The sequence below is a fragment of the Shewanella sp. 10N.286.52.A9 genome, from assembly GCF_041468985.1.
GTDB classification, from domain to species: Bacteria; Pseudomonadota; Gammaproteobacteria; order Enterobacterales; family Shewanellaceae; genus Shewanella; species Shewanella japonica.
In genome coordinates, this window is sequence record NZ_JBFRJQ010000009.1 from 1 (window position 1) to 20333 (window position 20333).

The following is a 20333-nucleotide window of genomic DNA, read 5'->3' on the forward strand; positions in this document are numbered from 1 at the left end:
AAGCCATTTACCCCATATAACAGTTCTTATGTGGGGTAAGAGGTCGAGTTATATTTATATAGCTGCTTAACTCTTTTTTATTCAATGAATTAGAGTTCTGATTATATTGCATTGTAAGGTTGCATTAGTTACCATGCAATAAGTAAGAAATTTGGCCCCTTAGCTCAGTTGGTTAGAGCACACGACTCATAATCTTAATTGTGACCTATGATAGTAATATCATATGGAAAATCGGATGAATTGCTGGAAAGCTTCGTTTTAACGAACATGCCAATCAGCAGCCAAGCCTGATAAGCGTATCAGGAAGGTTCAGAGACTAGATGGTTCAGCACGTTCTTGCTGTGTAATACATCATTAGCGTCCGACACCCTATCGTTTTCGAGGGTGATGATATAGTCCAGGCCATTACGAAAGTATTGGATAACCAGAATCGTTAGGTCCCCAGTTCGAGTCTGGGAGGGGCCACCAAATATAAGTTTCTGAATCGATAAGATTATTAACTTTAAAGAGCTAGAGAGAAAAAGAGAAGCAGAAATGCTTCTCTTTTTTTTTGCTCTTTCAGTAGCACCATTCAAAGTTTTATAGTTGTAAACCTTTTGTCATCAGACATGCCATCAACGTCCGCAGTCGCATCTGCTCCTGCTTGTTCAGTTCATTTGTAACAAGGAACAAATGAGTTCCAACCTTATTGATGCGGTGATGGTTTGCGTAAACAGTAAAGCAAGATTGGATAGAATAAAAAATTAAACATTGTGGTACTCCTAGGAAACTTATCATCTTGATTTTGTAACTTTATCAAGGTGGCTTCCTTAGGGTTATCTTAGCTAAATATAAAATAACTACTAAGGATTATTTAAACGGCTTAGTCACGAAAGTTATATGCTGCTTTTTGTCCTCTAAAGAACGGAGGTATACAGGCTCTGATTCAGACTCATTAAAATGATGGCTGAGTCCTGCAGTGCTATCCAGGTGGGAAATTAACTCTTTTATGACCTCTTTATATTTTTCAGGCACTCGCATTACTATTGTTTTTTCATATTTAGTTTTTCTGCCTGCACCTTGACGATATCCCCCATGCTTTTTCTCTTCTGGCATCTTTATTCACCTGTTATTTTTAAAGCGTAGTCTTACATTACTTGAATAAGTTACAAAATCAAGTATGCAATATTGTTTTCGATCATATTTCAACTTTACTAATTCCATGAACTAATTGTTGAATCTAAAGCATTTCTGCCCCAAAACGTGTTTAAGAATGATATCCCTTGATGTAAAACTAGATGCAATTCAACTCAAAATGTAATACCACTTCCAATAGAACGGCCAGATTAACCGTACCATTACAATGCTCCCTTTTAGGGTCGATCGCACATGACGCCAAGATTGCCTTTATATGAAGTTCGATCGCAAAGGAAAAACATACCATTGCAGGGGCTATATACCTTGAGTCTATGCAGACTTTACTGAGGTGAACTCCAGCTAAAATAAATTCTTCCGCGGTGCCATCAGCCATTCCATGTGTCAATTCAATGGACATAAATAATGAGTTTTACCAGTTTATTTAACACGAGCTTTGATCAAGTCTGAGTAAGGTATTAATTCTGCTCCGTGAACCCAGCCTTCATGCAATAGATACACACTATATTGGCTGTGGTAAAGTATTTCATAAATTGGACTGTCAGTGTCTTTTTGTGTTCGAACCGCGACCAATGTTGGTGTTTTAATTGTTTCACAAGTTTTAAATCTAGTGCGAGACTTATTAGTTCCATCAATTATGCTTGGATCGTACTTTCCACCTCTTTCTAGTACCCAATTGTACGCATCAACATAATCTTCACGTTTTCTGCATGAAAACGTTCCTAGGTTTAAGATATAAGCACCTTTTACATTTGGATTATCTTTAACGCTAAGCCTGTAATCTTGGTACTTTTCACAATCATCCATGAGTCTAGCTCTATCAGACTCTTGAAGAAATCCACTGTTTTTGATTTTACTAGAAACAGCAGATGAGCAATCCGCATGTGCTAACCCACAAATAAACAGTGGCAAAGCAAGCAAAAGAGATAAGAATTTCATTCATTTTCCTTTTGGTTGAGCAAGTGATACGGCAAAGCTGCTAACGCCTCAAACAGCGGCGGCGTTAGCCGTCCGACTGATTTGACTTGTTACATGCTGAACCCACTCAAGTTGTTTAGCATAGATTCTCGGTAGTGGATGGTAGTACGAGTATCTGGTATTTAGTTTCAAAATTCCTAGAGGGTTGCTAATACATAAAGCTTCTATAGCCTGTTTAGCCAAAGGTACTAAAGCTTGGTTTACGCCCCAGCCAAAAATAACCGGAGTACCCCTAACAAATAGCTGCTCTAGTTCAGTTTTACGGCTTAGCGAAAAAATTGAATGCTCAACTGCACTACTATCTTCAGACTTCAAGAAACGATATAACTCGCTTGAATCTGGTGTTCGGAGATCAGACAAATTTAGAATTCGAGCGTAGTTAAACACAGCTACATCCATGACTTTCATAATTTGTTGTTGCGTGGTGTCTGGCTCCGCCTCTGATGGTACGGAGTTATTATCGATACCGTCCAATGGATAAGAAGAACCAGGATTCATCATTACAACCATGAGATCAGGGTTATTGAGTGCTACGCCAACTCGCTTGATGTCGAGGTACTTCCGAAACTTGTATCCTTTCGACTCGTAAAAGAGGCCTCTAACTTCGAATTTAATGCTCAACTTGATTCCTCGGGGGCATGTAACGCTCACATTAAAGGGCAAATTGTTTTTAGCGGCGAAGCCACGTTAATTTGTCCAGCCGCCTGCGGCGACTTTGAATGCCTTGTTGAACGAAGCCGCTGTGCGGCAGAAAAGATAAAAGCTCACCTTTATTCTCCCATCCTAAATACTTACTAGACCCTGCCTACTCTGGCAGTTATCTAGGAGTATTACGATGAACACTCACGAGCAACAACGCTTTGATTTTCTTTATGAACAACATCTTACCAACTTAACACTGCAAGGCAAGCGACCTGCCACTACAAAATACTCACAGCCATATACGTGAGGGCCACCATCTTTCCTTCCACAACTAAACTCTCCTTTCCTATCAATACAAACACTAATCGTCCAAGCAAAATAATTCTCCTTGACACTTTTGAATCTTTTAATTAATTATAACCTAGCTATGGTTGCATTTAAATTTTCGGTTGTACTTGGAAGGCGTCATTATTAAATGAAAAATTTTGTAAGGATTAAGGGGAGATTGCTTTCTGATGGAATGGCATTGATGAATGTACATACCTCAGAGTATTACGAGCCATTTAAAGCTTATGTAAGGATGTTGCTAGATAAGGAAGGTGCAACAACCACAACAAAGCAATATGCTGAGCATGTTAGTAGATTTCTCGACTTCCTCTATGAATACCAAACTGTAGCTATTGAAAAACAGATGGATATTGATGCAAGCCGCTTATTTGCAAATTATGAAAAGTTTTTAATCAAGGGGAAACATAATGAAGATGAGCTGTTAAAGCAAGTCGCCAAAAACCTAAACAAGACAAAAAACACGAGCTATGTAAGTATTTCGCAAGGAATTGAATCCGCACTTAACTACTTCATGGAAATGCAGTTATTTAATAATGTTCAAGAAGAGCACTTTGATTTTCTGACATACACCTCTGAAATTTCCACAAAACAAAAAGCTAAGATGAAGAAAAACTCTTGGCTCTATGCAACCACTAAATTACTGTCCGCATCTAAACCCCAAATTAAAAAGAAGCTCTTCCCTAAAGCAAGTAAGAGAGCGAATAAAAATGGTTCAGACAATAATAAAGAAAAGGCATACAGGAGAGCGATCCCTGCCAATAGCAGCATTGACTTTTTTACTCATCATTTGAATGAACAGCATTTTGATAAGTTTTCCGTAGTTAGAGATCTGCTGATGTACTCTTTTTTAGCAGCCTCAGGAGTGAGACAGTCTGAGTGCTTACAAATTACCGTTGATGATATTGATTTTGATAGAAGAGAAATAAGAATCGTCAACCCATTTACTCGCACTCAAATTGGACTAACTGAAAAAGAAGAAGAGTGTCTTTCTTGGAAAGGAAGAGTGACTGAAAAAACGTTCTTGATCCAGCCTTTCACACATATATTCTGGGGCTTATTAGAGACATATATAAGCACTCATTACAAAACGAATGTTAATCATAGATATCTCTTTCAAAAATTTAATGGCAGACCATTTTTCGCTGCCGACAGGTCTGAAAGAGCCAAAACCTTTAAAAGATATTTAAGAGCAGTAGATGAGGGTTTAGGCAAACACAACTTACATGGTTTTAGGCACTTATATGGTTTTTATGTCTACAACTATCTTCCAATAGTTAACAGTAAAGGAGAACCTACAGGTGAACAAGGAATGCCGCTAGGTTTTGTCAAAATATTAATGGGTCATGCACAAATATCTTCTACAGAAGTATATGCCAGAGAAGATATTGATTTAATAGAGTTTGTTATAGCTTCAGCAAATTCATATGTTAGAAAAAAAGGGATAACACCTAAGCAACTCTTATCCCAATACTATACAAAACAAATGAAAATGCTAGAAAGTAAACTAGAGGATCTTTAATGGAGTTCCCGATTTATAACACTACTGAAAACTTACAGTTTATTTGCCATAATAATGAAGTTGGTGACAGAGCTATCAAAGCATTAAATCTGGCAATGGAGTGCATAAAGAAAGATTTAAACGCTAATAACCTTACGCAACATGACATTGAAAATGAAAGTGCAAGTGCAGCCCTTCCTCGCTTATCATTGTTTAAGTTTTTTGGTGATATTAGAGCTGTACAAACTGACAAAAAATGGATAGAAGGTATATTTGAGTTATCAAAGTCCAATTATAAGCAAGTACGTGTTGAGGTAGTCAAATTCTTACCTCAAGAAGCCAAACATAAAACTATAACGCAAAACCATGCAAGAGCACTAAAGCGAGATCTTCAGCTATTTATACATTGTTGCTGGGTTTCAAAATTATTGCTTATTCCCGTTTCATTTAGTCCTCTTCCAACTTTACGCAATAGTCACGGACAACAGTATGAATGGGCTTTTGATGCTTACCCTGAGTTGTTAAGGTATATTCGCTCGCCATTTTGTTCAGAGTTAAAAAATCAAAATATTACGGAATATATCAGTGAAAAATCCCTTACAAACTTAAACTGGTATGCACATAGATATATTAGAGCCTGTGCAGCATGGGGAGTTGAGGATATAACACCAGATCTTCTCAGCCTCATGAATAACTCCCGCAAACAAAAAATTCCAAGAACTTTGGGCTGGTACATAGCTCTTATAGACATGTTGCCAGACAAAGTTCGATATACTATTGCTGATGTTTATGATAAGTCCTCTGGTGGAGCTTTTGGTAAAACTAATTACAAGAGATCACCTGATTTATCAGTTGAACACTTTCCTCCACTTGTCATCGAGTCTAACCCTAATATTGAAAATTGGGCAACGATTAGCAATGACTTTGTTAAACAACTGTACGATAAAGGGACTAAATCGTATTACTCGTACTCTCTCGCTATCGGTAAAGTTTTAAAAAAGCTCATTGCACAAGAATTACCAGTACCATTAATTCGTGATATCAATAGAGAAGCCCACATTGGCTTGATTAAAGAAGCTCTTAAAAATGGTGTAGGAAAAGAACATTATCGAGAGCAGTTCAGTAAAGTTAGTGATTTTTTCGACTACGTATCACTAATTGAACAAGGTTTTTCAAATCCCATTTCAAAGAAATTAGATCTGCCAATCGTTAGTAGGCCGAAAGGAACCAACAAAGAAGTCGTTGACGAAGACGTTTTCGCTTCATTTTTATCTTATTTGTATGGTATTGCTGAATGGCTTTGGTTTATTAGTGAAAGCTATGACAATAAAGTTAGTTTTTTAACAAAGGGTCATAACGATTTACAAAGCATTGAACCTGCCTCGACAGGGTTTCAGCCCTTGGTTTATATTGAAGGTCAATATAAGCCAATAGATAGGATTCCTAGGCACTTTGTTTCCCCTCTTTTTGGACATAATTCAAAAGATAGTCAATTAACCCAAACGTCACTTATGCTTCACTTTATTCACCTAGCTGTAGTTATGGCTGAAACAGGAATACGCCATATGCATCTCAGGTGGCTAGACAAAAACCTGTACGATGAAAAAGTTGAAAGACTAGACTTTCAAGAGAGATCATACGTGCCCAGCAAACTATATGTGAATACAGATAAATCACATGGGGCATGGGTAGCCGATGTACCCGAATCTGTCATAGGAATACTCGACAGGCAATTAAGATGGCGGAATAAATATCTCACAGGTAAAGACAGCCCAATACCTTATGACCACTTTGAAAACTCAGAGTTTGAAGACATTACTCCACTATTTGCTACAGCAAATAGTGCAAGCACAACTTCTGACAACTTTTCTGTAGTCGGTGACGATACTTTCAGAAGACACTTTAAAAACTTCTTAATCGGTTTTTCATGGTTTTATAAGCAAATAGGATATGTGTCACCACTAGATATTAGCGACTGTGACAGTCTTGAAGGGTGTATGAAAAAATGGAGAACTACTTCTACAAATTACACACCTCACAGTATGCGATCTCAGGTAGTAACAGATAATATTACAATGCTTCCTCCAAGTGTAATTCAAAGAATAACAGGCCATTCAAATGACGCCCATGTCCTTTACTACGCCAAACTAAATGAAAGTTGGGTAGGTAACCAACAAAAAGCTCAAGACGAAGAATTTAAAGACTTTATAAGCCCTATGTTTATTGATGCGAAAAGTGATCACTCTGCGCTAACCAACGCAATGAAAACAGATCCTTTAGGTGCATTAAAAGACTTCGGTGGAATTTCATTTGGCACGGGCATAAAAAGTGGACTGAATAAAGTTATGGATGATATTAGAGAAAATAAAGATGTTCATGAAATCATAGCGTTTAACTCAACACATATGTGCCCCTTTACTAATAAATGCCCCTCTGACATTGAAAATACAGAATTAAAGGAATTCAAAAATTGCGGTAGTTGTCCATATGCTGTGAAAACAGTAGATCATCAGCCAGCTATTGCGGCAAAAATAAGAGCATACGCTGATAAATCTGCCGAACTAGAGGAAATAATCAGTTCAGCTAAAGAATCCAACTCTGATCTATCCATATATCGAGGAGAGATTGCTCTTAAAAAGTTTTATGCAAATGAAATTTCTGCTTGGACCGTTACTGCTACATGTCTTGAACAGATGGCCCATAGCTTGGAGCACAAAGACAAGTGGCTAGTCGCTAAACCAGAATTTCTAACGAAAAAACTCCAGTCGATGAAATCTTCCAACGAGTTGACAAATACCTTAGTTCGAATTGAAGAAGCACTTAATAGTGAAGAGTTTTTAACTCCCCAATTAAGAGCAAAAGTTTCACTGTTCCGCAATAAAATACTTGTGCAATCTGGGCAATTTCAAAAACTAATATCTGATATCCCAACTGGAAAAAACTTAATATCCGAATTTAAAGGTATCATTAAAGGAATATGTGATATTACGGGGATCAGTGTTAATCAATTGCCAAAAGCTTTAGACGAGCAAAAAGCTGTAATTCCAGACACCTTACAGCACATTATAAGCCTCCCTAGCAGCATTAAAGGGGAATGTAATGACTAAAGGGGCAAAGAAAGGAGAAAATCGCTTCAAAACCTCTCAAGAAGCTAGAATACAGGCTAGGCTTCAAAGAATACAAGAAATTGTCATACCAAAAATGAAGTCTTACTTGGATCTCATACATTTCAAAAATAAAACTAAGTTTCAAAAAATGTGTGCGGAGGTTTTCAATGAAGATCTTCCAGTAAATATGAAAGTAATCTCTAGGCGCACAATTGCTAACAGTCCTTATTGGAATGAGCTTGGGCCAATCTATTATCTCCACTATGGTGATGATCAGCATAGCGATTTAGAAACAATAAAAGCTAAAGCACTTAATAGCTTTTCTGATATGGAAAAAAGGGAAGAACTTGAGCGCGAAATAAGCAATTTAACCTTACAGAATGAAGCCTTAATTAAGGCAATTGGAGAAGCCAAACTTAGCTCTACAAGCATAGAAGACAGCAATTCTTTGCAAAAATTAAAACAAGACTTAGATGATCTCATCTGTGTAATTGACTTTTTGGTCAAAGCTACCGAAGGCATTGTTGTTATAGACAAAGAGAACAACACCATCATCAACATGGCTGATGATTTACACGGGAAGTTGCCTTCTCAATTTGCAAAAACCTACTTTAAACATATAGGTAACGTAAATGACTAAAAAAACGCCATTTGAACGTTATCAAGCCTATGTAACTACCCTCAAAAGCTCTGGTGAAAAATTTCCTTGCAATAACTTTGGTGATATTAACTTCACTATCGTGGCAAAAGAATGTGGAAATCGTAGACAATGGTTTAGTGAAAACACTAATAAAATAATGGGAAATACCAATAAAAAGTTATCTCAAATTATTCAAGAATATGCTAAAACCGTTGGTACAAACCAAAATATACCCAAAAATCCAGAATCAGTTCTAAACGATATTTCTGAAAAAGTTAAAAAAGAAAATAGCAGATTATTGAAGTCCTTACAGCAAGCCACAGCAGAGATTGAGAAGTTGCGAGCGCAAGTAGAAGAATTAGAGTTCAAAGTGTCCAATATTCAACAAGAATCTGATGAGCGCTATAAAGAAATGTCTGAAAATGGAAGGTCGTTTAGTTATGCTGATTTTTAGGTTTTGATCAAATCTGACAATCGCATATGTGCCAATCTCAGCAGTTCAACAGTAACTTGCATAGCTTGGTTCAACCAGTTCGATTTTGGATAGAAATGGGTTAGTGCTTAAACTCAGGTTTTATGGTTCACATTAGGATTAGTATAGTTAATATTCGGAGACTAGCGGGCACTGTTGTTGATAAACTTTAACCAAGGGCCAAATTCTCTGAGCCACTACACATCATCATAATAGTCTGAAGTGGGTTTAATGAAGTTTGCATCTAACTGACTAAACCAATGACTAAACTCAGAGCCACTGCTATTAATACTATCTGCATCATAATCAGCTAACTCACCAACATAGAAGACGTTCTCTATCGGTATATCGCCAATAATGTCATCTGAGAGCACATAGTGGTCTTTGTCAGGATGAGTAATAATGAAACTTTGAAGAGTGAAGTTGTTATGTAGTGGCTAACTAAAACTGGCCACTACATTAAAGCTTACCTAGCTAATTTTTGGGCAGAAATGTGTTGGCCACGCTAACTTGAAAATAGACCGAAATGAGTTAGGTTACAACCATAGTCTCTTGTTATATGCGAACTATAAATTTAAATGGTACACATCCCAAGTCTATCAGAAACCCCATTAACAGAATAACCACGTTCCGTTATTTGCTTAACGGCTTGTACTTATTCGTTAGGCATTTACTTTTTACCTACTAGAGCTAAACCACCGTCTAAATCTCGCACTACTTGATTGCTGTCAGGTAGCCAAGCCACACCAATTAAATTCATTTCTGCATTTAGCTGAGTTACCGTTGCTTCGTCAGCTGGCAGGGCTAAACGTTTCAAAATTTTTGGTATAGCACTAGCTCCACGATTCCATTCAAAATTAAAGCTTTCATCATCGTGGGTTATTTGAACTGACGTAAAAGTGTTTCCACTCAAAAACTCTGCGTAGCCATCCTGTGCTTTTAACTGCCAGAGCAAGGATGCCATTGCTTCTACGTCTGTTTCAATACCGTCTGGGGTCTCTTTGATGCTCTTCATCGTTACGATATAACCATAATGATGTCATTAACCCTTTTGAAACCATGATGGTGCGTTCTTTATCGTACTTACCAACAATAGTGACGTAATAAATAGGCTGTTCACTTAGCGCAGGATCAACAACATGATTAGCTTCAAAAGTGGCAACCTCATCAGCCCTAAGTCCACATTGAACAGCTAAATCTACTCTTAATCTTGGCCCAAGTTTACTTAGTGCATTACTGGTATAAAGTAACTGCAACTCATCTTGATCATATGGTGATAAACTCGCATCAGTAGATTTTTTCTGTTTGTATTTTTTGGGGATCAATAGATCTGTCGTGGTGACCGTAAAGCCTTTTTCTTCAGCACCATATTGAGTGAACAATAAATCAATGTTGCCGTCTTTACGTTTTTTCTTAATCACTTTTGTTTTGTATTTGAAAGGAAGCTTTTCAATGCGGTGTTGCTTTCTAGCCCATTCGTAAAATTGACGCACATGGTTGATATACAAATTTGCGGTATCTCTATCAATTTTCTTAGCAAGAACCTGATCAATAAGGTATTTACGGTAACGATAAACAGGTAGCCAATATTTGGCTTTATCGCTGTCACTCACCGCATATACTTCATGCCAGTCAACGTCATGCGCTTCAATCCATTGTAAAAATAATGACATCGAATTTGCCAACGAATTCATCGTTACAAGCGATACCCCACCCAAAGGGTTCTTTTTACCGCCTCGCTTGGGCGGCATAAACAAGCCTTTGAATCTGTGCTCCAAAAATAAGTTAATTTCTAGTGCATCTAAAACACGCGTTAGTGATAACACCCTTGGAAATCGTTCAATAATATGATCTTGATGAAACATCACCATTCGCTTTCCGCTGTCATCAACATCAGAAAAATAAGGTAAATTTCCCAAATTAACGGTTTGCTTTACAACTTTTGGTGAATTATCGCTCAAATCATTACGCTCCATTTAAATACTGCATAAATTCATTGATCTTTACTTATATCTACGTCAATATAATTAACGTTAAATTAAATCAGGATCATAAGTGCCTTCAAAAGCACTTATGCGCTAAATGCGTTTGTCCATAGGCCAATATAAAAGCCAAACAAGGTTATAGAATCTAATGAATACCAGTATTTATGACGCTACTCATGACACTAGGCTTAGTGATATTGCAGATATCCGTTCAGGCCACCCATTTAGGGGCAGTATAGAGCCAGATATAAATGGTGATGTGCATGTTGTGCAGGTGCGAAACACAAAAGCCACTGGAGAGATAGTTCAGGATGAAGTAATCACAACCACGCTAACAAGTAAAAAACAGCCAGACTGGTTAAAGACGGGAGATATACTCTTTGTGGCAAAAGGAGCCAAACATTATTCCGCATTGGTCGAAGATTTACCAAAGCAAACGGTGTGCTCACCACATTTCTTTTTAGTACGAATAAAACCAGCATTTACAGAGTTAGTAGCGCCAGAATTTATATGCTGGCAACTAAATCAACTCCCTGCACAGCGCTATTTTCAAACAACGGCTGAAGGCTCGCTTTATTTGAGTGTTCGTAGGCAAATTTTAGAATATGTGCCTATTACAATGCTGCCGATAGAAAAACAGAGACAATTAACGGCTATGCACCGCTGCGGAGTAAAAGAACAAAAAGTATTACAACAGCTTATTGATAATAGACAAAAACAACTTGAAGCCATTGCCATCAGTGAGCTTAGCTAAAAATTTAAACAATAAAAGAATTTAACCATTAAGGAATAAAACGAATGCCAACAAGTCAAATCAATCAGGATGATATAAACAAAGCAGTATGGGCCGCTTGTGACACGTTTAGAGGGGTTATTAACGCAGATACATACAAAGACTTCGTGCTAACCATGTTGTTCTTAAAATACATCTCAGATGTGTATAAAGACGATTACAGGAAGCTCGTTGAACAGCATGGTGATAATCCGAAATTAATAACTGCCATGATGTCAAAGCAGCGATTTGTATTACCAGAAGGTGCTAGCTTTTGGGATTTATACGAACAACGTCACCAAGCAGGTAACGGGCAACGTATTGACCAAGCACTACATGCGTTAGAAGAAGCCAACGGAACTAAGCTTAAAAATGTATTCCAAGACATCAGTTTTAATACCGACAAGCTAGGCCAAGAAAAGCAAAAGAACGATTTACTGCGCCACTTATTAGAAGATTTTGGTAAAGACATTCTTAACTTAAGTTCAGAGCGTGTGGGGAGTTTAGATGTTATTGGTAATGCTTACGAATTCCTTATTAAACACTTTGCCGCAGGCAGTGGTGCCACCGCTGGTGAATACTATACTCCGCCAGAAGTTTCAGACTTACTCGCGACCATTTTAGAGCCTGTAGAAGGTGATCAAATATGCGATCCCTGTGTTGGCAGTGGCTCATTATTATTAAAATGTGGCGCAATGGTGCGTAAGAACTCAGGCTCAAAAAAATATGCCTTATTCGGTCAAGAAGCCATTGGTGCAACCTGGGCACTAGCCAAAATGAACATGTTCCTACATGGTGAAGACAACCACCGCATTGAATGGGGCGACACTATTCGCAACCCTCAGTTATTAGACAAAGAAGGAACAGGCTTAATACACTTTGACATCGTAACAGCCAACCCACCATTTTCTCTTGATAAATGGGGTCATGAAGATGCTAGCAGCGACCCGTATGGTCGTTTTAGACGAGGTATACCGCCAAAAACCAAAGGCGATTATGCATTTATCAGTCACATGATAGAAACGCTAAAACCAGAGACTGGGCGTATGGGTGTGGTTGTGCCGCATGGGGTGTTATTTAGAGCATCTTCTGAAGGGAAAGTTCGTCAACAGCTAATAGAAGAAAACCTACTTGATACCGTAATAGGACTACCAGAAAAACTATTCTTTGGTACAGGTATTCCAGCCGCTATTCTGCTATTTAAAAAGCAAAAAACGGACAACAATGTTTTGTTTATTGATGCTAGCCGAGAATTCAAGTCAGGTAAAAACCAAAACCAGTTAACAACAGAGAATATTCAAAAAATTATAGACACCTACAAAGCCCGTGAAACTGTTGATAAATATGCTTACCTAGCCAGTTTTGATGAAATTGCTGAAAATGATTTTAACCTCAATATTCCTCGTTATGTTGATACCTTTGAAGAAGAAGCAGAAATTGATTTAGTGGCAGTGCGTACTGAGCGTGTAGAGCTTAAAAGTGAACTCAATACGCTTGAAGCAGAAATGGAAAGCTACTTAAAGGAGTTAGGTTATGATGCCTAATGATTGGGAAAATAAAACTTTAGAATCATTGTGTGATCCTGATGCTCCAATAACTTATGGGGTCTTAAAGCCCGGAGATTATGTTGTAGATGGTATTCCATTGCTTCAAATTAAAGATTTACTAGGAAATATAAATGATATCGATTCCTTGCACAGAATTTCATCAGAGCTTGATCACGAGTATAGACGTTCACGAATCGCCACCAATGATATATTAATTTCACTTGTTGGTACGGTTGGAAGATTGGGGCTAGTTCCAAAAGAGATTGACGGTTCAAATATACATAGAAATTTAGGTAGAATTCGTACAAATCACTATGAATTTCTGATTCACTATTTAAATTCAGATATAGCTAAAAACCAAATTGGGTTGTCATCATCAGGTAGTTCACAATCAGCATTAAATTTAACTGTACTTAGAGCATTAAAAGTTCCAATCCCCCCACTCCCTGAACAACGAAAAATCGCCACTATCCTTGGCACTTGGGATAAAGCGATTAGCACCACCGAGCGCCTAATCGACAACAGCAAACAGCAGAAAAAAGCCCTAATGCAACAACTGCTCACTGGAAAAAAACGCCTACTTGATGATTCAGGTAAGTCGTTTGAGGGTGAGTGGGAAGAGGTAGCTGTTGGTGACCTTGGAACAATTTATTCAGGTGGTACCCCAAGTACATCAAATAAAGAATATTGGGATGGTGACATCGATTGGATAACACCCACTGATATTACAAAACAAGATAGTGTATATATCAACTCTAGCGTAAGGCGAATCTCAGCCGAAGGTCTTAAAAATAGCTCAGCTAAACTAGTACCAAAAGGCTCTTTATTGGTCTGCACTCGTGCAACTATTGGTGAGATGGCTATTACCGCCCACGAAATGTGTACTAATCAAGGCTTTAAAAATATTATTCCGAACCAGAAAACAAATATTGAATTCTTGTTTTATCTACTGACATATGAAAAACATAAGTTAATAAGTAAAGCGAGTGGTTCTACTTTTTTAGAGTTGTCAAAAAGTGCCTTTGAAAGTATGAAATTTAATGTACCTCTAATAGGTGAACAACAAAAAATCGCTGCCGTATTAACTAATGCTGATAAAGAAATAGTAGCTCTTGAGAAACAACTAGCTGATTTAAAACAAGAGAAAAAAGCATTAATGCAACAGTTATTAACTGGCAAGCGTAGAGTAAAAGTTTAAGGAAAAGCATCGTGGCAAGTGAAGTTACTAGATATATCAAAGAAAAAGTGAAAACTGCATTGTGGGGTAAGTCAGCAGGACGCTGTCAGTTTAATGGCTGTAACCGTCCACTTTACCAATCTCCTATAACACTGGAGGCGGTTAACATTGCAGAAGCGGCACATATTTACTCTTTTTCGAAAGCTGGCCCTAGGGGATGGGGACCATTCGTAACTAATAAAGCTGAGCTAAACGAAGTCGGCAATCTGATGTTAATGTGCCACGACTGCCATAAAACAATTGATCAAGATACAACAGGAAAGAAATACTCTGCTGATTTATTGCAAAAATGGAAAAAAGAACACGAGCACCGCGTTTGGACAGTGGCAGGTATTTCACTTTCAAATAAATCATATGTTGTTTTTTATGGCGCAAACATTGGTGAACAAAAATCTCCTTTACAATACGATCAAGCTGTAACGGCAATGTTTCCAACCAAATACCCTGTTAGCTCAGCGCCTTTGACATTATCTATGTCGAGCAGTTTAACCGATAGAGACGCAGAATATTGGGCTGCTGAATCAAAACAATTAGAAACTGTTTTTACACAGCAGATTACACCTTTGATAAGTGCGGGGGAAAATATACATTTTTCACTGTTCTCATTAGCACCGATGCCTTTATTAATTAAGTTGGGCTGTTTATTCACAGATAAAATTTCCGTTGATACATATCAACCCATTCGCGAGCCAAAAACGTGGAGTTGGCAAGTTATGCCTGACAACTTTGATTTTATTGTAGTTGAACCGCAATCAAAACAACGCATGCCTGTTCTTGTTTTATCTTTAAGCGCACATATCGAAAGTAGCAGGGTTCATGAAGTTTTAGGGGACGATGTGGATATTTGGGAAATCAAAACGCCACAAGAATTTCAACACAATGACTTTATGAGATCGCCTGAACAATTGGCTTTATTTAGGCAAGCCATGAGAAAAGTCATCGAGAGCATATCCGCGCATTATGGTTTAGATACTGAATTAAATATATTCCCAGCAATACCCGTTTCTTGTGCTGTTGAATTGGGAAGAATTCGAATGCCAAAAGCATCGATGTCATGGCGTATATTCGACCAAAACTATCAAACTAAAACGTTTAACGAAACTATAACAATACATGGAGGTTAGTAATGGTAAATATAGTTAGTCGTGAGGACGCGCTTCAGGAAGCTGCGTCAAAATTAGATATCAGTCCTTCCAAATACAAACAAGCAATAGAGCGCTTTAACTCAATGAAGTCATTTTTGTTAGAAGGTGAATATGATGGTGCAATGTCTCCTCCTGATGTTTACCTTCAAGGATCTTTTAAACTGGGCACTGAAATAAGACCATTTAAAGATAGTAAGGATTCAGACTACGATATTGATTTAGTTTGCTGTTTGGGTCATATGAAACAGTTTAGCCAAGCGAGTACCATTAAGAACCAAGTTGGTGACAGAATAAAATCAAATGGCACATACTCTAGAATGCTTGATGACGAAGGTAAGCGCTGTTGGACTCTAAACTATGCCGAAGAGGATAACATTGGTTTCCATATGGATGTGCTTCCTGCTGTAAATGAACAAAGTGGAGTTGGCCAAATACACTCAATTGCAGCTACCAATAAAAATCAAGATGAAAGTTATACTTGGACAACAAGTAACCCTAAAGGGTTTGCTGAGTGGTTTTATCAGCGTAACGGTGAAGCGTTTCAACTTGCAAAACTATCACAGAAACAGCAAATATTTAATAATCAACGTCAGTTATTTAACTCTATCGATGAAGTGCCTAACATCCATGTGAAAACTCCGCTACAAAGAGCAATTCAAATATTGAAAAGACACCGTGATATTAGGTTTTCTCAGTCAGATATAGAGTTATGTAAGCCTATTTCAATGGTTATTACAGTATTAGCCGCTAGTTGTTATAGAAATGAAAATACGATTTATAGCACCTTGAGTAACTTAATATCATTATTAGAGCAACAAGCTGCACAGCTTAATAATGACTTTGTATTCAATGATTATTTTTCTCGTTCTACTTATAATCTAATTACACGCAAGAGTAACGGGACCTGGCTTATTCAAAATCCAGCTAATCCGGGAGAAAATTTTGCTGATCGATGGCATGAAGATGACCATGCAAGGGCAAAAGCATTTTTCCAATGGGTTTCTTGGTTAAAAGAAGATTTCATTAATATTGATACGTTCGTTGAAAATGATCGCTTCACGAAGTCTCTAGTCGATGTATACCGTCCATCTAACCTACCTGCTTTGCATTTTAATGTTCAACATAAAGAGCATGGGGGTTGGCCTGTATCTTTAAATCAAGACTACAATGTGGAAATAAAAGCTAGCTATAAAACGAATGTGTTTTGGAAAAAATTTGAATCAGGACAGCCTCTTTTAAAAGGTAAAGATCTTAAATTTAAAGTTAATACAAATATACCAAAGCCTTTTGATATTTATTGGCAAGTTGTGAATACAGGACAAGAGGCAGCAAATGCTGGGCAACTCAGAGGGGAAATTTCAGAGCACACAAATAGAAATTCTTCAGATATATATCGAACAGAATCAACTTCATATACTGGCGACCACTGGGTGGAGTGTTATGTAATTAAAAATGGAAATTGTGTAGCAAGAAGTGGCGAGTTTATAGTTAGTATAAGGGATAGGTTTTAAGATATGTCTGTAGTCAACTTTAAAGAAGAATTTAGTTCAAAAATTCCAGCACTAACCCTGCTGACTAATTTGGGTTACCAGTTCATTCCTCCTAGTGAGTGTGAAGCCTTACGTGGCAATCCATCCCTTACGACAAAGAGCGCGGCAGATAAAAAAAGCACTCATCAAGTGGTGTTAATGCCAATCATGCGTAAGTTTTTAGCCAAACAAACCTTTCCCTTTGCTGGTAAGCAACACAAGCTCACTGATGCCGCGATTGATAAAGTGATGCACGAGTTAAACCCTGCGATGAATTTAGGGCTTAAAGCGGCTAATGAGAAGCTTTATAACGCCATGATGTATGGCGTGAGTGTTACTGAGTTTGTTGATGGTAAAAAAGCCTCTCCTACTATTCAGCTCATTGATTGGCATAATATTGATAATAACCAGTTCCATTTTACCGAAGAATTGGTGGTACAAAATGCTGAAGGTACAGGTAATCGTATTCCTGATATCGTTTGTTTTGTAAATGGCTTACCTTTAGTGGTCATTGAGGCAAAACGCCCTGATTCAAATAAAGAAGGTAAATCGACCAATGCTGAGGCGATTTCTCAGCAAATACGCAATCAAGGTCAGCTAGAAATTCCACACTTATTTGCTTATAGCCAGTTACTGTTATCGGTAAACGGACATGAAGGATTGTATGGTACTTGCGGTACACCTGAAAAATTCTGGGCAAAGTGGAAAGAAGAGTTAATACCTGAAGCTGAGTTTGTTCGCCTAAAAAATCGTAACCTTAATGATAAACAGCTTAATAGTTTGTTCAATCATCGCCCCGCTTACGCTAAAGATGACTACTTATCGTTAATTTCCGCAGGTGATTTAACCGTTACCGACCAAGATAGACTGATCATCAGTTTATTACGCCCTGAGCGTTTACTTGAGATGACCCGATTGTTTACTTTGTTCGATAAAAAAGCAGGCAAGATTGTCGCTCGTTATCAGCAAGTATTTGGCATTAAAGCTTTAGTTGACCGCATTAATACCTTTGATGCAGCAGGTGCTCGTGAAGGCGGTGTTATTTGGCATACAACGGGCAGTGGTAAATCGTTTACTATGGTGTTTTTATCCAAAGCCCTTGTTTGGTTAGAAGAACTATCACAAGTTCGAGTGATCATCGTAACTGACCGAGTTGATTTAGAAGATCAGCTTAGCCGTACTTTTGCCTCTGGTGGTGTACTGACTGACAGAGATAAAAAAGATGCTATGGCAACATCAGGCAAACGTTTAGCCGAGCAAATTGGTAAAGGTAATGAACGCGTTATCTTTTCAATTATTAATAAGTTTGGCTCTGCTATTAAGCAAAAAGAATGTTTTAACGATAGCCCCAATATTATTGTATTAGTGGATGAAGGCCATCGTAGTCAAAACGGTGAAAACAATATTCGAATGCAGCAAACTTTGCCCAAAGCAGCATTCATTGCATTTACAGGTACGCCATTATTAAAAGATGATAAGACTGAAAACAAGTTCGGTAAAATCATCCACTCATACACCATGCAACAAGCCGTTGAAGATAAAACCGTAACCCCCTTGTTATACGAAGAGCGTATTCCTGAGTTAAACGTGAATGACAAGGCCATTGATGCTTGGTTTGAACGCAGCACCAGTAAATTAAGCGACAAACAACGAACTGATTTAAAGAAAAAGTTTTCACAAAAAGGTCAAATCTACCAAGCTGAAGGTCGAATTGATTTGATTGCTTATGATATTTCTGATCATTTCCAAAATTTCAAACAGCAAGGCTTAAAAGGCCAGTTAGCTTGTGACTCTAAAGCCTCGGCCATTCGCTATAAGAATGCATTAGATAAAATAGGCTCTGTGACTTCTGTTGTAGCTATGTCACCGCCTGATACGCGCGAAGGCCATGACGTTGTTGATCAAGACAGTAAAGACATCGTTCAAAACTGGTGGAAAGGTAACGTTGCACAAACCTACGGGGGCGATGAAAAATCTTACACAAAAGCCATTATAGAAGACTTTAGCCGTGACGATGGCCCCGACATCATGATAGTGGTCGATAAGCTACTAACGGGCTTTGACGAGCCTAAAAATACGGTACTTTATATCGACAAGCCACTTAAAGAGCACAATCTGATACAAGCCATTGCTCGCGTAAACCGTTTACATAGTAAAAAGCTGTTTGGTTACTTAATTGATTACCGTGGTATTTTGAAAGAACTTGATACCACCATTGAAAAATACCAAGACTTGGCTGAACGCACCCAAGGTGGCTTTGATATAGACGATCTTAAAGGTTTATATAACCGCATGGATACGGAATATAAAAAGTTACCAGGCTTACATAGTGAGCTGTGGGATATTTTTGCTAATGTTAAAAATAAGCAAGATGGCCCTGCATTAAGGCAAGCATTAGCCCCTAAAGTGCAGGATGTAGATGGCAAATTGGTTGATACTAATCTTAAAAAGCGTGATGACTTTTACTCTGCCCTGACTGTTTTCTCTAACTGCATTAAGGTCGCTTTACAATCTGCTAGCTACTTTGAAGATAAGTCTTTCGATAGCAAACGTGACTTGTATAAACGTGACTTAAAAGCCTTTGTAGACCTACGCAAACAAGTTCGTGAAGATGCCAACGAAACCGTCAACTACGATGAGTATGCAGAAGATATCCGTAGCTTATTAGATAAACATATTGCAGGTATTGAGGTAAAAGAACCTGATGGTGCTTACTTGGTTGGTAATCTGGGTAAAAATGTTAAACCGCAAGATTTAAGTGATGATGAAGCTCGAAACCAAACAGACAAAATCACGGGTCGTATCACTAAGATGATTGAAGAAGATCTTGCTGATGATCCTTATGCACAAGAGTATTTTTCTAATCTGTTAAAGAAAGCGATTGAGAAAACCAAAGAAATGTTTGATGCGCCAGTTAAACAATACATCTTGTTTGCTGACTTTGAACAAGAAGTAAAAGATCGCAAAGTTGCCGATATACCAAACGACTTTACCGATGATTCAGGCAAATTAAATAAACATGCTCAAGCCTATTTTGGTTTGTTTAAGCATGTGTTTGGCGCAGACTACTTAATCGAACAATCATTAGATAATGAGAAATTAGTAGAGCTTGCCTTTAATATTGATGAAGTGGTTAACAATGCAGTAGCTGAATACTCTATCAACCCTGCCGAAATTGAAAATGCCATCAGTATGAAGTTACTACCGATGTTGTTTGGCGATATCGGTATTGATAACGCTGAAAAACTCATTGAAGCAGTGCTTAAAATTACTCGCCTTGGTTTATCAAGAGGTTAATG

16 protein-coding genes are annotated in these 20333 nt (G+C 37.9%); 10 read left to right on the forward strand and 6 right to left on the reverse strand.

Features of this window, described 5'->3' with window-relative positions:
• Positions 1 to 849 precede the first annotated feature (849 nt).
• The 3 genes from AB4128_RS08335 to AB4128_RS08345 all read right to left on the reverse strand — a co-directional run bounded on the left by AB4128_RS08335 (position 850) and on the right by AB4128_RS08345 (position 2733).
• A complete protein-coding gene (locus tag AB4128_RS08335; RefSeq protein ID WP_102519309.1) occupies positions 850 to 1095 on the reverse strand; it encodes a hypothetical protein in 246 nt (81 codons plus the stop codon).
• 459 nt (positions 1096 to 1554) lie between these two features.
• Positions 1555 to 2073 carry a hypothetical protein gene (locus AB4128_RS08340; protein ID WP_102519311.1) on the reverse strand — a complete coding sequence of 173 codons (519 nt, stop codon included), beginning with the start codon at positions 2071 to 2073 and terminating at the stop codon, positions 1555 to 1557.
• Positions 2074 to 2121: 48 nt separating this feature from the next.
• The gene (locus tag AB4128_RS08345) at positions 2122 to 2733 is read right to left on the reverse strand and encodes a DUF1643 domain-containing protein (protein ID WP_102519312.1); all 612 of its coding nucleotides are present in this window, start codon (positions 2731 to 2733) and stop codon (positions 2122 to 2124) included.
• 496 nt (positions 2734 to 3229) lie between these two features.
• Here AB4128_RS08345 and AB4128_RS08350 point away from each other — a divergent pair, with 496 nt between their 5' ends.
• From AB4128_RS08350 to AB4128_RS08365, 4 genes are read left to right on the forward strand one after another with little or no spacing between them, the layout of a single operon-like run.
• A complete protein-coding gene (locus AB4128_RS08350; protein ID WP_102519313.1) occupies positions 3230 to 4621 on the forward strand; it encodes a site-specific integrase in 1392 nt (463 codons plus the stop codon).
• Positions 4621 to 7707 carry a hypothetical protein gene (locus AB4128_RS08355; RefSeq protein ID WP_372037430.1) on the forward strand — a complete coding sequence of 1029 codons (3087 nt, stop codon included), beginning with the start codon at positions 4621 to 4623 and terminating at the stop codon, positions 7705 to 7707. The genes AB4128_RS08350 and AB4128_RS08355 overlap by 1 nt, the downstream gene beginning before the upstream one ends.
• A complete protein-coding gene (locus AB4128_RS08360) occupies positions 7700 to 8347 on the forward strand; it encodes a hypothetical protein (RefSeq protein WP_102519315.1) in 648 nt (215 codons plus the stop codon). The genes AB4128_RS08355 and AB4128_RS08360 overlap by 8 nt, the downstream gene beginning before the upstream one ends.
• The gene (locus AB4128_RS08365) at positions 8340 to 8801 is read left to right on the forward strand and encodes a hypothetical protein (RefSeq protein ID WP_102519316.1); all 462 of its coding nucleotides are present in this window, start codon (positions 8340 to 8342) and stop codon (positions 8799 to 8801) included. Before AB4128_RS08360 ends, AB4128_RS08365 begins: the two co-directional genes overlap by 8 nt.
• 215 nt (positions 8802 to 9016) lie before the next feature.
• Here AB4128_RS08365 and AB4128_RS08370 read toward each other — a convergent pair whose 3' ends face one another.
• The 3 genes from AB4128_RS08370 to AB4128_RS08380 form a co-directional block, all read right to left on the reverse strand.
• The gene (locus AB4128_RS08370; protein ID WP_157936106.1) at positions 9017 to 9193 is read right to left on the reverse strand and encodes a hypothetical protein; all 177 of its coding nucleotides are present in this window, start codon (positions 9191 to 9193) and stop codon (positions 9017 to 9019) included.
• A 296-nt stretch (positions 9194 to 9489) separates the two neighbouring features.
• The gene (locus AB4128_RS08375; protein WP_102519317.1) at positions 9490 to 9834 is read right to left on the reverse strand and encodes a hypothetical protein; all 345 of its coding nucleotides are present in this window, start codon (positions 9832 to 9834) and stop codon (positions 9490 to 9492) included.
• Complete coding sequence (locus AB4128_RS08380) at positions 9800 to 10780, reverse strand: hypothetical protein (RefSeq protein ID WP_372037431.1); 981 nt, start codon at positions 10778 to 10780, stop codon at positions 9800 to 9802. Before AB4128_RS08380 ends, AB4128_RS08375 begins: the two co-directional genes overlap by 35 nt.
• 172 nt (positions 10781 to 10952) lie before the next feature.
• Between AB4128_RS08380 and AB4128_RS08385 the strand changes: the two genes are divergently transcribed.
• The 6 genes from AB4128_RS08385 to AB4128_RS08410 are packed head-to-tail and all read left to right on the forward strand — an operon-like array spanning position 10953 to position 20331.
• On the forward strand, positions 10953 to 11558 hold the full coding sequence (locus AB4128_RS08385) for a type I restriction endonuclease subunit S (RefSeq protein WP_102519319.1): 606 nt from the start codon (positions 10953 to 10955) through the stop codon (positions 11556 to 11558).
• 44 nt (positions 11559 to 11602) lie between these two features.
• The gene (locus AB4128_RS08390; protein WP_372037432.1) at positions 11603 to 13120 is read left to right on the forward strand and encodes a type I restriction-modification system subunit M; all 1518 of its coding nucleotides are present in this window, start codon (positions 11603 to 11605) and stop codon (positions 13118 to 13120) included.
• Entirely contained in the window at positions 13110 to 14321 is a 1212-nt protein-coding gene (locus tag AB4128_RS08395) for a restriction endonuclease subunit S (protein ID WP_372037433.1), read from the forward strand. The genes AB4128_RS08390 and AB4128_RS08395 overlap by 11 nt, the downstream gene beginning before the upstream one ends.
• An 11-nt stretch (positions 14322 to 14332) precedes the next feature.
• Positions 14333 to 15484, forward strand: a complete 1152-nt coding sequence (locus tag AB4128_RS08400; RefSeq protein ID WP_372037434.1) for an SAVED domain-containing protein — start codon at positions 14333 to 14335, stop codon at positions 15482 to 15484.
• 2 nt (positions 15485 to 15486) lie between these two features.
• Positions 15487 to 17016 (forward strand): nucleotidyltransferase, encoded by a 1530-nt coding sequence (locus tag AB4128_RS08405; RefSeq protein WP_372037435.1) that lies wholly within the window; start codon positions 15487 to 15489, stop codon positions 17014 to 17016.
• A gap of 3 nt (positions 17017 to 17019) precedes the next feature.
• Positions 17020 to 20331 carry a type I restriction endonuclease subunit R gene (locus AB4128_RS08410; protein WP_372037436.1) on the forward strand — a complete coding sequence of 1104 codons (3312 nt, stop codon included), beginning with the start codon at positions 17020 to 17022 and terminating at the stop codon, positions 20329 to 20331.
• Positions 20332 to 20333: the final 2 nt, after the last annotated feature.